General features: G+C 60.3%; 13 protein-coding genes and 1 tRNA gene. 9 read left to right on the top strand and 5 right to left on the bottom strand.

Annotated features, from left to right (window positions below; genetic code table 11):
• The first annotated feature begins 131 nt into the window (after positions 1 to 131).
• The 3 genes from eno (at position 132) to I2G43_RS10340 (ending at position 3,402) form a co-directional block, all read left to right on the top strand.
• The gene (gene eno, locus I2G43_RS10350) at positions 132 to 1,421 is read left to right on the top strand and encodes a phosphopyruvate hydratase (RefSeq protein WP_195536083.1); all 1,290 of its coding nucleotides are present in this window, start codon (positions 132 to 134) and stop codon (positions 1,419 to 1,421) included.
• A 186-nt stretch (positions 1,422 to 1,607) separates the two neighbouring features.
• On the top strand, positions 1,608 to 2,369 hold the full coding sequence (locus I2G43_RS10580; RefSeq protein ID WP_229071816.1) for a hypothetical protein: 762 nt from the start codon (positions 1,608 to 1,610) through the stop codon (positions 2,367 to 2,369).
• Positions 2,370 to 2,397: 28 nt separating this feature from the next.
• Positions 2,398 to 3,402 carry a hypothetical protein gene (locus I2G43_RS10340; RefSeq protein ID WP_195536082.1) on the top strand — a complete coding sequence of 335 codons (1,005 nt, stop codon included), beginning with the start codon at positions 2,398 to 2,400 and terminating at the stop codon, positions 3,400 to 3,402.
• A 360-nt stretch (positions 3,403 to 3,762) separates the two neighbouring features.
• Here I2G43_RS10340 and I2G43_RS10335 read toward each other — a convergent pair.
• Positions 3,763 to 3,847 (bottom strand) — tRNA-Leu (locus I2G43_RS10335).
• Between the two features lie 31 nt (positions 3,848 to 3,878).
• A complete protein-coding gene (locus I2G43_RS10330) occupies positions 3,879 to 4,502 on the bottom strand; it encodes a hypothetical protein (RefSeq protein WP_195536081.1) in 624 nt (207 codons plus the stop codon).
• Between the two features lie 164 nt (positions 4,503 to 4,666).
• Here I2G43_RS10330 and I2G43_RS10325 point away from each other — a divergent pair, with 164 nt between their 5' ends.
• A complete protein-coding gene (locus I2G43_RS10325; protein ID WP_055252380.1) occupies positions 4,667 to 4,954 on the top strand; it encodes a PTS sugar transporter subunit IIB in 288 nt (95 codons plus the stop codon).
• 11 nt (positions 4,955 to 4,965) lie between these two features.
• Complete coding sequence (locus tag I2G43_RS10320) at positions 4,966 to 5,340, top strand: VOC family protein (protein ID WP_117779021.1); 375 nt, start codon at positions 4,966 to 4,968, stop codon at positions 5,338 to 5,340.
• 75 nt (positions 5,341 to 5,415) lie between these two features.
• On the opposite strand, the gene I2G43_RS10315 is transcribed toward I2G43_RS10320, so the two are convergent.
• From I2G43_RS10315 to I2G43_RS10305, 3 genes are read right to left on the bottom strand one after another with little or no spacing between them, the layout of a single operon-like run.
• Entirely contained in the window at positions 5,416 to 6,711 is a 1,296-nt protein-coding gene (locus tag I2G43_RS10315; RefSeq protein WP_195536080.1) for a sensor histidine kinase, read from the bottom strand.
• Positions 6,695 to 7,474 carry a response regulator transcription factor gene (locus tag I2G43_RS10310; protein ID WP_195536079.1) on the bottom strand — a complete coding sequence of 260 codons (780 nt, stop codon included), beginning with the start codon at positions 7,472 to 7,474 and terminating at the stop codon, positions 6,695 to 6,697. The genes I2G43_RS10315 and I2G43_RS10310 overlap by 17 nt, the downstream gene beginning before the upstream one ends.
• An 18-nt stretch (positions 7,475 to 7,492) precedes the next feature.
• A complete protein-coding gene (locus tag I2G43_RS10305; protein WP_195536078.1) occupies positions 7,493 to 8,035 on the bottom strand; it encodes a DUF4342 domain-containing protein in 543 nt (180 codons plus the stop codon).
• A gap of 826 nt (positions 8,036 to 8,861) precedes the next feature.
• Here I2G43_RS10305 and I2G43_RS10300 point away from each other — a divergent pair.
• The 4 genes from I2G43_RS10300 (at position 8,862) to I2G43_RS10285 (ending at position 12,325) form a co-directional block, all read left to right on the top strand.
• Positions 8,862 to 9,563: a hypothetical protein gene (locus tag I2G43_RS10300; protein ID WP_195536077.1), complete on the top strand. Its 702-nt coding sequence runs from the start codon at positions 8,862 to 8,864 to the stop codon at positions 9,561 to 9,563.
• A 124-nt stretch (positions 9,564 to 9,687) separates the two neighbouring features.
• Positions 9,688 to 10,125: a hypothetical protein gene (locus I2G43_RS10295; RefSeq protein ID WP_195536076.1), complete on the top strand. Its 438-nt coding sequence runs from the start codon at positions 9,688 to 9,690 to the stop codon at positions 10,123 to 10,125.
• Positions 10,126 to 10,227: 102 nt separating this feature from the next.
• Entirely contained in the window at positions 10,228 to 11,406 is a 1,179-nt protein-coding gene (locus I2G43_RS10290; RefSeq protein WP_229071815.1) for a DNA cytosine methyltransferase, read from the top strand.
• A gap of 1 nt (position 11,407) precedes the next feature.
• Positions 11,408 to 12,325, top strand: a complete 918-nt coding sequence (locus tag I2G43_RS10285) for a NotI family restriction endonuclease (protein ID WP_195536075.1) — start codon at positions 11,408 to 11,410, stop codon at positions 12,323 to 12,325.
• Positions 12,326 to 12,563: the final 238 nt, after the last annotated feature.

Raw genomic sequence — 12,563 nt, 5'->3', positions numbered from 1 at the left:
CAATTGTATCCCTCGGTTAACTTAGGGCATAATGCAAAAGTGCGACATGGCTAACTTACGGAGGCGCACCGATGGTGCACGGTCGGCCAGTCGCTTGCATCAACTACGTTTCCAAGTGAGAGGGAGACAGCATGAGTGACATTTTGGACGTCTACGGTCGCGAGGTGCTCGACAGCCGCGGCAATCCCACCGTCGAGGTCGAGGTCGTGCTCGAGGACGGCAGCTTCGGCCGCGCGATGGTGCCTTCGGGCGCTTCGACCGGCGCCTTTGAGGCATGCGAGCTGCGCGATGGCGACAAGGGCCGCTATCTGGGCAAGGGCGTCTCGCAGGCCGTCGAGCACGTCAACAACGAGTGCGCCGACGCCGTCGTGGGCCTCGACGCCTTCGATCAGCGCGCCGTCGATGCCGCGCTGATCGCCGCGGACGGTACCCCCAACAAGACCAAGCTCGGCGCCAACGCCATCCTGGGCGTGTCGCTGGCCGTCGCCCGCGCCGCTGCCGAGTCGGCGGGCCTGTCGCTGTACCAGTACCTGGGCGGTGTCAACGCCCACCTGCTGCCCACGCCTATGATGAACATCCTCAACGGCGGCGTGCATGCCGACAACAACGTGGACTTCCAGGAGTTCATGATTATGCCGGTGGGCGCCCCGAGCTTTGCCGAGGGCCTGCGCTGGTGCGCCGAGGTCTACCACACCCTCAAGGGCGTGCTGCACGAGGCCGGCCTGGGCGGCGGCGTGGGCGACGAGGGCGGCTTCGCGCCCAACCTCAAGACCAATGCCGAGCCGTTCGAGTACATCACCAAGGCCGTGGAGAAGGCCGGCTTTAAGCCCGGCGTCGACTTCATGTACGCCATGGACCCGGCCTCGACCGAGTTCTACAACGCCGAGACCGGCATGTACGAGCTCAAGGGCGAGGGCGTTGAGTACACGAGCACCCAAATGGTCGATTACTGGGAGAAGCTCGTCGACACCTATCCCATCATCTCCATCGAGGACGGCATGGCCGAGGAGGACTGGGACGGTTGGGTCGAGCTTACCCGCCGCATTGGCAACAAGGTGCAGCTGGTGGGCGACGACCTGTTCGTCACCAACACCGAGCGCCTCAAGAAGGGCATCGAGCTGGGCGCCGCCAACGCGATCCTGGTCAAGGTCAACCAGATCGGTACGCTCACCGAGTCGCTCGAGGCCATCGAGACCGCCAAGGAGGCCGGCTACGCCTGCATCGTGAGCCACCGCTCCGGCGAGACCGAGGATTCCACGATCGCCGACCTGGTCGTGGGCGTCAACGCCGGCCAGATCAAGTCGGGTGCCCCGTGCCGCAGCGACCGCATCGCCAAGTACAACCAGCTCATCCGTATCGAGGACGAGCTCGAGGGCAGCGCGCGCTACGCCGGCAAGGCCGCGTTCTACAACATTCGCTAAGGCAAGTGGTGCTCGCGGGGCGGGGTTGACTCGGGCCCGCCCTACTTCTGCTTGCTGTCATTGGGCGCTGGGCCGTGTGGCTCAGCGCCTTTTTTATGTCGAGCAAAGGCCGCCGAAGGCGTTGTGCGCGCTCGTGCTATAACTAGAATACTTAGCGCAAACAAACCTCAACCGCACAAGGCGCACATGGATCAGATTTACGACAACAGGTACTATTCCGCCGGTTCGCGTGAGCCGTCGCCTCGCCGCGCGCATACGGTGCAGCTCGGCGGGTCCGATTATGCCGGTGCCGCCCGTCCTACGCATCGTGCGGCAAGTGCCTCGCGCTCCAATGCTCAGATGAATATGCCGGAAGACAGCCCGGTGCGTCCGTCGCGCTCGACGCATGCATCGTGTTCCTCGGCTCGGACGCACGACAGATCGAGCAGGCCGTCGAGCCGTCTTTCGGGCTCGGACTTTATGCACTACGCCAACGATAACGCGGTGGTCAAGGCAATCTACGACTTTACCCACGGACCCCAGCGAGGGCTGTTTATCGGTATCGTTGTGGCCCTGGCGCTCGTGAGCCTGTATTTTCCCGTGCGCGATCTGTATGTGGCAAAACGCTCGAGCGATATCTTGGCCAAGCAGGTCGAGATTCGCGAGCAGTATAACGACGACCTGCAAAAAAGCGTCGACAAGCTGCTCTCGGAGGAGGGCATCAAGGATGCGGCATCCGAGGACCTGGGCTTGGTAATGCCCGGCGAGACGAGGATTGACGTCTTGGGCCTGGATGACGATTCGGATTCGTCGTCGAGTAAGAAGTCGTCGAACGCCAAGAAGGCCAGCGAAGTGGCCAAGGAGATCGAAGAAGTCGGCAAGGATGCGCCGTGGTACATTCAGGCGCTCGATACGCTGTTTGGTTTTAACGGCGTCGAGGGTCAGACGGTCGCGTCCAGCGGCGAATAGGCGAGTAGCGCCCGGAGGGGAGCCCGCAATGGCAGATTGCAAACGATATAAGGTGGCGGCGATCGACCTGGGAACGGTGTCGTCGCGACTGGTGTTGGCGCAGGTCGAGGCCGGGGCGATCGTGGAATCGTCCAAGCATACCGAGATTACCGATCTGGGCGAGGGCGTCGACGCGACGGGTCGCTTTTGCGAGGCGGCTGTGGAGCGCGTGCTCGCCGCGTGCCGCATGTTCGTGGCCGAGGCACGCGCCTTTGGGGCCGCGTGCATCTGCACCACGTGCACGAGCGCTGCGCGCGATGCGTCCAACGCCGCGCTGCTGCTGGACGGCCTGCGCGAGCTGGGGCTCGAGCCGCAGGTGATTCCGGGCGAGGTCGAGGCGCGCCTGACGTTTTTTGGCGTGGCGCACGACTTTGTCGGCGAGCGCATTGTCGTCGCGGATTCGGGCGGCGGGTCCACGGAGCTCGCGACGGGCGTGTACGCACCGGAGCGCGGGATCTTTGCGCTGGAGGGCACGCGCTCGCTGGACATTGGCTGCCGTCGCGTGACGGAGCGCTTCTTCTCGGCCTTGCCGCCTGCGGCGGGCGAGCTTTCGGCTGCAGCGGACTGGGCAGGTGAGCAATTCGCCGCCTACTTTGAGAGCCTGCCCAGCGACTTTGAGCGCGCCGAGCGGCTGGTTGCGGTGGGTGGCACTGTCACCACGCTCGTGGCGCTGGTTCACGAGTTGGAGCCGTATGACTCGAGCTTTGTGCACTTGCGCAAGCTTTCAATGGAGCAGATTTCGGCCGCTATCGAGCGCATGTCCGCGCTGGACGTGGAGGGCATTGCCGCACTGCCGGGCGTGCAGCCCAAGCGTGCGGGCGTGATTCTGGCCGGCGCCGTGGTGATCCGCGAGCTCATGCGAGCCGGCGGTTACCAGACGCTCACCGTAAGCGAGAACAGCCTGCTCGCCGGCATGGCCGCCACCATCAACGAAGTCCTCGACGGCAAAGCCCCCACCATCACCTGGACCCCGGAACTCAGCACCCTCAAATAAGTTGCGGCGAAATACGGACTAAAATCGCCCTTTGGGACCCCAAGCAGTCCCTATTCCACCGCAACTCAACAGCCGGCACTTAGGGACGTTCCTTTCCTGCCGGCAGCCTGGGACAGTCCTTGACTCGATATGAGTAGTCTATTTAGCCCCGTTCCAAATTCAGAAGCGCGGGGCGGTGGGACGTCTGCGTATTTGCTGCGCAAATCCGCACCGGCTTCGGTCGCCTGCCGGCGCCCTCGCCGGCTCGCTGCGGACGCTGCGCGTCCGCTTGACGCTCGCCCCCTCGCGGGTTCGAGTCCCGCCGGCATCTTAGAGAAACGAGCCCGCATCCCAAAAGGACACGGGCCCGTAAGCGTCATATGGTAGGGGCGGTGGGACTCGAACCCACAATCCTTGCGGCGAGAGATTTTAAGTCTCCTGCGTATGCCAATTCCGCCACGCCCCCGTGAGACTAGAAGTCTAGCACAAGCCGTCCGTTACGCGTTGACGGCCATCGAGTGCTGGCCTGACTTCTCCAGGAACTCTTGGAACTTGGCTTCGTCGCCCTTGTTCTTGTACTGCAGGGCCAGAAGGTATTCCAGTCGGCAAGCCTTGACCTTGTCGTCGCCGGCCTCCTCGAGCATGCGCTCCAGTTCGGGAATGTCGTTGTGGCGCTTGAGGATCATCGTGTCGTACATCAGCTGGCATTCGTGCGCGACCGCCTCTGCCTGGCCACCCTCAAAGCCCTTGATCTCGTGCAGCAGCTCCTTGGACTTTTTGCGGTCCTCCTGGCCAACGTAGTAGTTGAAGGCCTTGATTACCAGGTCGACGCGCTGCATCTTGGGCAGGTTAAGGCCCAGCAGCAAATCGAACATCTCGTCGGCGCGCTTGTGGTCCTCGCGCAGCAGGTAGGAGTTCAGGCGCAGGTAGTCGCGGTTGTAGCGCGGGTACAGCATGCTGGTGAGCTTGCTGTCGAGCAGGCGGTCGAACTCATCCCACTGCTTGGCGGCCATCAGCTGCTGCAGGCGCTTGAACGTGGTGCGTTTTTTAACGCTAAAGAACACCGATATGGCGATACAGATGATAACGACGGCGGTCCAGAGGGTGCGGGAATCGGGCATGATTAGAGTCCTTAGTCGCTCGTAAGGCGAGCGGTATGACAACATGTACTAGATGTATTATACGCAGCGTGCAAGCAAACTGGCACAAAAGCGCATCGAGGCCGAGCGCCATCGCTCGCTGCGGTACACTTACCTAAAGTAAACCTCGAAGGGAGACATTACCTATGAAGAAGATCGTTTTGGCTTGCGGTGCTGGCGCTGCTACTTCCACGCTCGTTGCCCAGAAGGTCGCCACCATGCTCGACGCCAACGGTTACGCCGGCAAGTATGAGATCGTGCAGTGCGCCATCTCCGAGGCCAAGGACGCTTGCGACGAGGGCGCCGACCTGCTGATCGCCACCACCGTTGCCCCCGAGGGCCTCACCTGCCCGTACGTGAGCGGCGTGCCCTTCATGACCGGCATGAACCGCGTCGCTGCCGAGAAGGCCGTTCTCGACGTTATGGCTCAGTAGGCGCTGCCTGTATGAATGAGCAGAACGCCAACCCGGTAGAGCTCTTTGGCATGCGCGTCGCCCACGTGGGCATTAACGCCACCGACCCGGCCGATGCCCTGGAGATCGCGGAGCTGTTCTCGACGATGATGGGCCTACCTGTCATCGAGACCCCGGTTTCGTACTTTAACGATTCGCTGATCGAGGTCATGAAGCAGAACGGTCGTGGCACCAAGGGCCACATTGGCTTTGCCGTCAACGACATCGATGCGGCCGAGAAGTGGTTTGCCGAGCGCGGACTCGAGGTCAACGAGGAGTCGCGCGTGCTGCTGCCCGACGGCGGCACCAAACTCGTGTACTTTAAGCGCGAGTTCGCCGGCTTCGCCGTGCATCTGTGCCGCGAGTAGCGCACAAGCTGCTATAGCTAGCAAAAAGGGATAGGGCCGCATGGCCTTATCCCTTTATTTATGCCGAGGGGCTTTCTATCGTGGCAGGCGAATCGTAAAGCGGCTGCCGACGCCCTCGACTGAGGTCACACCGATGACGCCGCCGTGGCTGTCGACGATCCACTTGGCGATGGCGAGCCCCAGACCCGAGCCCTGCGCGCCGGCATCGCGCGCGTTGTCGGCGCGGTAGAACCGTTCGAATGCGTGAGCTGCGGATTTCTGGTTCATGCCGATGCCCTCGTCCTCAACACTTATGTCGATCGTGCCCGCGCCCGCATCCGGCGTCACGCCAAACGAGATGGATGTGCCCGCGTCCGAATACTTGGCGGCGTTTTGCACGATCACGCGCAGAGCCTGCTTCACGAGCGCCACGTCGACGGGCGCGTCGCAGCGCGGGTCGCTGGCAAGCAAGGCGTCAAAAGCCAGCCGATACGTGTGCTCGGCATCGATCATCTGTGACTCCTCGCATACCTCGCCGACCAGTGCGGCCAGGTTGGTATTCGCACGCCGCAGGACCGTGCGCCCGGCATCGCCGCGCGCCAAAAACAGCAGCTGCTCCACGAGCTCCTGCATATGCTCGCTTTCGGCCTTGAGGGACGCGATGGATTCCGCCAGCACGTCCGGGTCATCTTTGCCCCAGCGGTCGAGCATGTTTACGTAACCCTGAATCACCGCGATGGGCGTTCGTAGCTCGTGGCTTGCATCGTTGACAAAGCGCATCTGCTGCAGCTTTGCCTCTTGCATCTGGCGCAGCAGGCGGTTGAGCGCGACCTCGATGCTCGCCAGGTCGGCGTCGCCGGTGGTGACGCTCGGCGAGTCGACGCTTGCGCGCTCGATGGCCTGCTCCAGCGTTTCCATCTTGCCGCCGGAGAGCTGCATACGGCTGAGCTCGTCTACGCGCAGGGCCAGGTCGTTGAGCGGTGCCATGGTGCGGCGCACGCGGCGGGCGCCGCCGAGCATGTTGAGCACGCTGATGACCTGCCCACCTGCAACGACAAGATAGAGGGGCCACAGCGCGATGAGGTCCTGCGCGAGGGGGAAGGTCTTGGTGGTGCGCGCAAGCTCGACGGTATAGGTGAGCGTGGCGGGGTCCCAGCCGTGCGCGGGCGTCAGCGACATGCCGTGGACGGCGGCACCGGGGATCCATCCCGCGGTAAACGCGCCGTCGGGCAGCGTTTGGTTATAGCCATAGATGAGGATCGCCGCCGCAGCAACCAGCAGCCACAGGTCGAGCCAGATGTAGCTCGCCAGGCGGCGCCACATGTAGCTCCAGTTGATGGCACGGGCGATGGAGGTGACGCGTTTGGTTTCGGCGTTACGCGCGACAGACATAGCCCACCCCGCGCACGGTTTGGATGATGCGGGCGCCGCCGGCGTCCTCGATCTTGGCACGCAGGTGCGCGATGTGCACGTCGACGTTGTTGGTATCGCCCACGTACTCGTAGCCGAGCGCCTCGTGCGCGATGCGCTCGCGCGTGAGTACGGTGCCGGCGTGCGCCATAAGCAGGGCAAGGACGTCGAACTCGCGGGCGGTTAGCACGATGGGCGAGCCGCCGACCGTGACCTCGCGGCGATCTGGATCGAGCGCGACCGAGCCCACGGTGAGCGCGGCGGGAGAAGGCGCGGCGGCGGTCCGGGCCGAGTCGCTGGCCGGGGGTATCGCAGTGGCGCCGACATCCGCGCCGCTCGCCGCGCCCGTCCCGATGCCGCCAACGCCCGAAGCCGCCTGCACGGCCTCCGCACGCTTCAGCGCCACGCGGATCCGTGCGAACAGCTCCTCGATCGCAAACGGCTTGGTCAGGTAATCGTCGGCGCCGGCATCGAGCCCGGCCACCTTGTCCATCACGGCATCGCGTGCGGTGACCATAATCACCGGCACATCCTTGTGCTTGCGGACGCGCCGCAGCACCTCCATGCCGTTGAGCTGCGGCAACAGCACGTCGAGCAGAATCAGATCGTAGTCGCGCTCCAGCGCCAGGTCCACGGCGGTGCGGCCGTCGGCGGCATGCTCCACCTGGTAGCCCTCGTGCTCCAGCTCGAGCGTCACAAAGCGGGCGATTTTCTCCTCGTCCTCTACGATCAGGATTCGTGCCATATGTGCCCCCGTCTGCGATTACTTGTCGTCGTTCAGATTCTGCTTGATGCCGTCCGCGGCGTCGGCAGCGTGGTCCATCAGGTTGTTGATGCTGCCGGGCACATCGCCGTCGCTGTCGATGCGGTAGCGCATGCCAAAGAACAGGCCAATCAGCATCAGCCATATCGTGGCGCCCCAGGCAAACAGCGCGACGATGGGAATCAGGATGGGGATGTTGAGGATGATGGCGTCGCGGCGCGTGGCGATAAACTTGGTGTCCAGGCTCAGACGGAAGAGCTTTTTGAGGTACTCCCACACGCTGTCCATTTTCTTGGAGAAGTCGGTCTTTTCACTCGACTTCTCATAGGCGGCTTGCGCGGCGACCATCTCGGCCGAAGGTTCATCGACCGGCGCGGACTCGGTGGCGGCGTGCGCCGACGTGGCCTGCGTCTTGCCCTGCGACTCAAGCCAAATGATGGCATCCAGAACGTTGCCGTCGGCGGCGTCGAGCGCGGCCTTGGCATCGGTGTAGCTCACGTTGCACTTGGTGCGGATGGTTTCAACTTTTTCGAGGTCGTCCATGACCTGTCCTTTCGTTCGATGGGCGCGACGCCGGGCGATTTGCCCGGGCGCGAGCGTTGCGTTCGGCGGCCTGCGTTGCGCGGCGCCGCCCCGCCCTTGGTCGAACTCTATAGTGCAGGTAATAGATTAAGCGATTCTTGAGCCAAGATTAATGTTGGATGAGTTTTTGGGTGGGATGAAGTTGATATTCAAGGGAGGCGGGCGCTTGCAAACTTTCCTCGTGGAGCTTCGTATAGAATGGCTTCGACCGTGGTAAAATTCTCGTAGTAAACCCGCCCGGCCTCTGCTCTCGAGCATGCACACTGGCGGGTCTTCTTTTATGCATCGAGCACAGGATCACCATGGCCGCCTGTGGAACAGAGGGCTTGGCACCAGGCCGACCATCCCCACCAAGTCGAAGTATCCAGAGTGGCACGAGCCGTACCAGGTGCGGTCGGACAACATGTTCGGCATACTCACCATCCTGAGTTACCTGCTGGAGCGCATCGCCCCCGAGACGGGCTGGCGCACACGCTTGTTTGAGCTGCTAGACAGGCTGGATGCCGACGAGCTGCGCCGCATGGGGTTCGCGGAGGGTTGGCAGGGATGCCCACTCTGGGGGTCGTATCTGCCCGCTGCGGCGGTGTCATCAGACGAATGGGGCTGGGTACAGCGGTTGTCGCGCTCATGTCGGCACGCTGGCCTTCGTAGCGACTGCAGGCAGGCCGTTGGGATGGGCTAGCCGGTGGGCATGGTGCGCCTTGTCGATGGTGACACTGCTGCACAAGCGCTATGCCGTCTGCGCCGGACGATGGACCGGTTGTGCGCGGCGGACACAAAGACCCTGGTGCGCGAGATCGCCCTGCGATGCGCCGGCAAGGCGGGCGGCCGTGGCGATAGCGAGCGCGGCCTAAAGCGCGCCCGCCGCAAGATCAAAAAGCTGCGCAAGATTGACCCCGAGCCCAGCGACAAGATCGTCCTGCTGCCCAAGCACGCCATTAATCGTTGTGGTGCAGGCCACGGCTTTGGCTATTACGAGGTGGAGCCGTGCATCTTTACGCGCGATGGCGTGCAAAGGCTGGGGGAGGACGCGCTCGCCAATGTGCTTCCGTGGGAATTGATCCTGATGGACGACGAGTCCGCGAGCGAAATGCTGGGCTTTCGCGTATGGCTCGAAGGCGAGTGGGATCTATGCGAACGCTATCGCTTTTTGGCCGTGGTGTGTGTTCGCATGCTGAACAACATCCGGGAGCAGAAGGAGCTGCGCAAGTGCCTTGAGCAGGGCGATGCGGCCTGTGATATGGACGAGGACGATGCGGTTGAGGGCATTCGCCGCGACGTGCTGTATCCCGAGGAAGTGATTGACGCCAAGCTCGGCGGCTATTGGGATGCGAACTTGGGGCTCAACCTGCCCTGGAAGGACGAGCACCGGCAGACTTGCACGCGGATCGACAGGGCCATCGATGGCCTGTTTGCCGAGGAAACGAAGCGCTGTGCCGCAGAGCTTGGGAAGAAGCTCGAACGCGGGTATGAGGAGCGCGGGGAATAATTAGACGGAGGTAGGCCGCATAGGGCGCTTTCCATGAATGATTGGCGGCGGCTCTGTAAAGTCTGTCCGAGCGAAATGATAGAACAATAACGCTAGACAGCATCCGTGCTTTAAGGGGTAAACAATGGGGATCGCTTATAAGAATCTATTTCGTAAAAACTATCCTACCTATGTGCCTGGTCCAGCAGGTTTCTTCGCAAAAAAGTTCAAGAAAAGCGGATATAGCGAGGCAGAATTAATTGATTTGATTTCAGGAATGGACTTCTCTCTCGCTGGAGCTGACGAGGATATTAGCTTGGAAAAGAAATGCGAAATAATCGAACGGGCGGTTGCCGAAGCGCACTATACGAGCTGGGCCCTCGACCTGATTGGTCTGGTGATTTCTTTTATCGCGGGCTCGCTTTGGTCTGCGTTGGCGGCGAGCAATCCAATTCAAGCCGCGGTTTTCGTGGCGCTATTTCTGGCCGCCCTGGCAATATATGCTCGGTTTCGAATGTGCTTTGAACGAAATCGAACGGTACTGTTGTGTGCGCTGAGGCATATGATGATGGTTCAACAGTAGCCGAGCAATTAGTCTGCCACCAGAAAATCCCGGAAACAAGACGTGTCAGGACAATCCGCTAGACTAAACTAGAAGGGTTTTCATCAATTCCAAGGAGGGCTCTTGAGTAACCTGACCTGTATAGATCTGTTTGCCGGAGCTGGCGGCCTCTCCGAAGGACTTGAAGAGGCTGGATTCCACTCGCTTTTCGCATCAGAAATAATGCCAACGTATGCTCAAACCTATGGCCATAACCATCCAAATGCAGAAGTTTGCGTAAGTGATATTCGAGAGGTGAATCCCCTCGATATACGTACGCGACTTGGCCTAGAAACCGGCGAGCTTGATCTACTTGCCGGTGGTCCGCCGTGCCAAGGTTTCTCGATCAACGCTCCAATTCGATCGAAAGAGGACCCACGCAATCATCTGTTTAGGGAGTACCTGCGCTTCGTTGACGAGTTCAAGCCGAGAGCTGTTCTTATTGAAAACGTCCCCGGGCTCGTTTCCTTCGAAAAGGGCGCGACGCTTCATGCTATTTTGAGGGCATTGGCTGATTTGGGCTATGGGGCGGATGTCCATATCCTTGGCGCCCCGTATTACGGCGTACCACAAATGCGTTGGCGCACGATTGTTTTGGGTCTCAGGGGTGCAGTTATCCCCCAGAGTGCTTGGCCGGAACCTGTTCGTCATGCACCGATTCGGGTTAATTTCGCTACCACATTTGACGGTCGCCAAATAGTCAAGCGTCCCTCTCCGGAGACGTCAGCTCCATTTACTACACTGCGTGAGGCAATTGGAGACTTGCCCCGCCTCAAAAATGGAGAACGTGGCACTGCCGTAAAAGACTATCAGACTAAGCCTCAATGTGAATACCAGAAATTGCTGCGCATCGGTTCAACTGGCGTTCTCAATCATGAGGCGGCGAAGCTGTCAGAGATAAACATGCAACGGCTTAAGTACATTAAACAGGGTGGTAATTGGACCGACATTCCTTTCGAGCTATTGCCCAAAGGGATGAAAGCTGCTAGACGGAGCGATCATACAAAACGATATGGCAGACAGTCCTGGGATGAACTGGCCAGTACGGTTCTTACCAAGTGCGACCCGCATTGGGGGGCGTTCTTCCATCCTGAACAAGACCGTGCATTTACCGTAAGGGAAGCGGCGAGGATCCAATCCTTCCCGGATCATTATGTGTTTTTCGGTTCTCAGGCAGAACAATATGCGCAAGTCGGCAATGCCGTACCGCCCATGCTCGCGGCGGCAGTAGGTACTTCTTTAAAATCAGTTTTGGAGGCGTAGCATGGCTGGAACGGTAACCGACTTCTTTGGATACAGGGCGCAGGACACATCTGAAATCGCCGCGTCAGCGGTTGCGCGGCAGGAATGCCCTTTTATTCATGACACTTGTACGAAGATGTTATCAAGAGACGGACAAAGGTCTGGGGTCTGCGCAGTCAAGCAAGTAAAGAACGATAACCATATTATTTGTTGTCCACATAGGCTATATGCGGACGACTACAAGATGCTCAGCATCATCGCTGAAAAGTCATTTGGCAAAAAGTTACATTTGTATTCGGGCAGGGTTGCCGTTGAAAAGGCAAAAGAAGAGGGCGGCGCTATAGCCGTTTTTGGACATAGATGGGGCGGAGAACTAAGGCTCCCGAAGCGGAACGGCAGTGGTAATTACTTTGCAGACTGGGTCTTGGCATATATAGATGCCCTTGGAGAACTAAGGGAATTCACTTCAATTGAGGTCCAGACAATTGATACCACCGGTAACTATCGGGATTCAAGAGAAGCCTTGATTGACGGTAGACGCATCGTTCAATCTACTGTTGGACTTAACTGGGAAAATGTCTCAAAAAGAATCATTCCCCAACTCGTATATAAAGGGCAAGTTCTGCAGCGTGAGAAACTGTGCCGGACTGGACTATGGTTTGTAACCCCCGAGCCCGTATATCAGAGAATTCTAGAAAGGCTTGGAGGTCAGTCAAACCTGTCATTTGGATATGCTCCTCAACCTGGTGCTCTTCATTTCCTTAGGTATGACTATGACCCTAGGGCCATGCCGATTGACGGCATTCCGGTTCCGCTGGCAGTAATCGGTGACGAGTGCACCACCGTTGAACAGGTGCAGGCAGCGTTTAGTCGCGTCCAGCTTCCGGAACCGGGAGTATACGGGCTTGCCCTCGAACTTGCGCTCTATGGTGATAAATAATCTTTTGACTTTTGCCGCCCAGCGTGGGCAAGCGCCGTCGCGCGCGGTTCGCCCGCGCCGTCGGACGTCGGTCTTCCGGGGCGCGTCCGTGCCCTGTCATCCCCGTCACTACCGCCCGCGACTCTGATCCTGCGCTCCCGCGCCCATGGCGCTGCGTCATCCGGGATTGCCGCGCACGCGCACACCGCCCCGAACGTCCACAGCAGCCATCCCTCGTCGTCTGCGCTCTTCGGGTACA

Source organism: Collinsella aerofaciens (assembly GCF_015557435.1).
GTDB lineage: Bacteria > Actinomycetota > Coriobacteriia > Coriobacteriales > Coriobacteriaceae > Collinsella > Collinsella aerofaciens_Z.
The sequence above is the reverse complement of the archived record's forward strand: the minus strand, read 5'-3'. Positions and strand labels throughout refer to the sequence as shown.

Coding starts and splice junctions, on each gene's coding strand:
- eno (WP_195536083.1), top strand. CDS start 132: ATGAGTGACATTTTGGACGTCTACGGTCGCGAGGTGCTCGACAGCCGC.
- I2G43_RS10330 (WP_195536081.1), bottom strand. CDS start 4,502: ATGCCCGATTCCCGCACCCTCTGGACCGCCGTCGTTATCATCTGTATC.
- I2G43_RS10580 (WP_229071816.1), top strand. CDS start 1,608: ATGGATCAGATTTACGACAACAGGTACTATTCCGCCGGTTCGCGTGAG.
- I2G43_RS10340 (WP_195536082.1), top strand. CDS start 2,398: ATGGCAGATTGCAAACGATATAAGGTGGCGGCGATCGACCTGGGAACG.
- I2G43_RS10315 (WP_195536080.1), bottom strand. CDS start 6,711: ATGTCTGTCGCGCGTAACGCCGAAACCAAACGCGTCACCTCCATCGCC.
- I2G43_RS10305 (WP_195536078.1), bottom strand. CDS start 8,035: ATGGACGACCTCGAAAAAGTTGAAACCATCCGCACCAAGTGCAACGTG.
- I2G43_RS10295 (WP_195536076.1), top strand. CDS start 9,688: ATGGGGATCGCTTATAAGAATCTATTTCGTAAAAACTATCCTACCTAT.
- I2G43_RS10325 (WP_055252380.1), top strand. CDS start 4,667: ATGAAGAAGATCGTTTTGGCTTGCGGTGCTGGCGCTGCTACTTCCACG.
- I2G43_RS10285 (WP_195536075.1), top strand. CDS start 11,408: ATGGCTGGAACGGTAACCGACTTCTTTGGATACAGGGCGCAGGACACA.
- I2G43_RS10320 (WP_117779021.1), top strand. CDS start 4,966: ATGAATGAGCAGAACGCCAACCCGGTAGAGCTCTTTGGCATGCGCGTC.
- I2G43_RS10310 (WP_195536079.1), bottom strand. CDS start 7,474: ATGGCACGAATCCTGATCGTAGAGGACGAGGAGAAAATCGCCCGCTTT.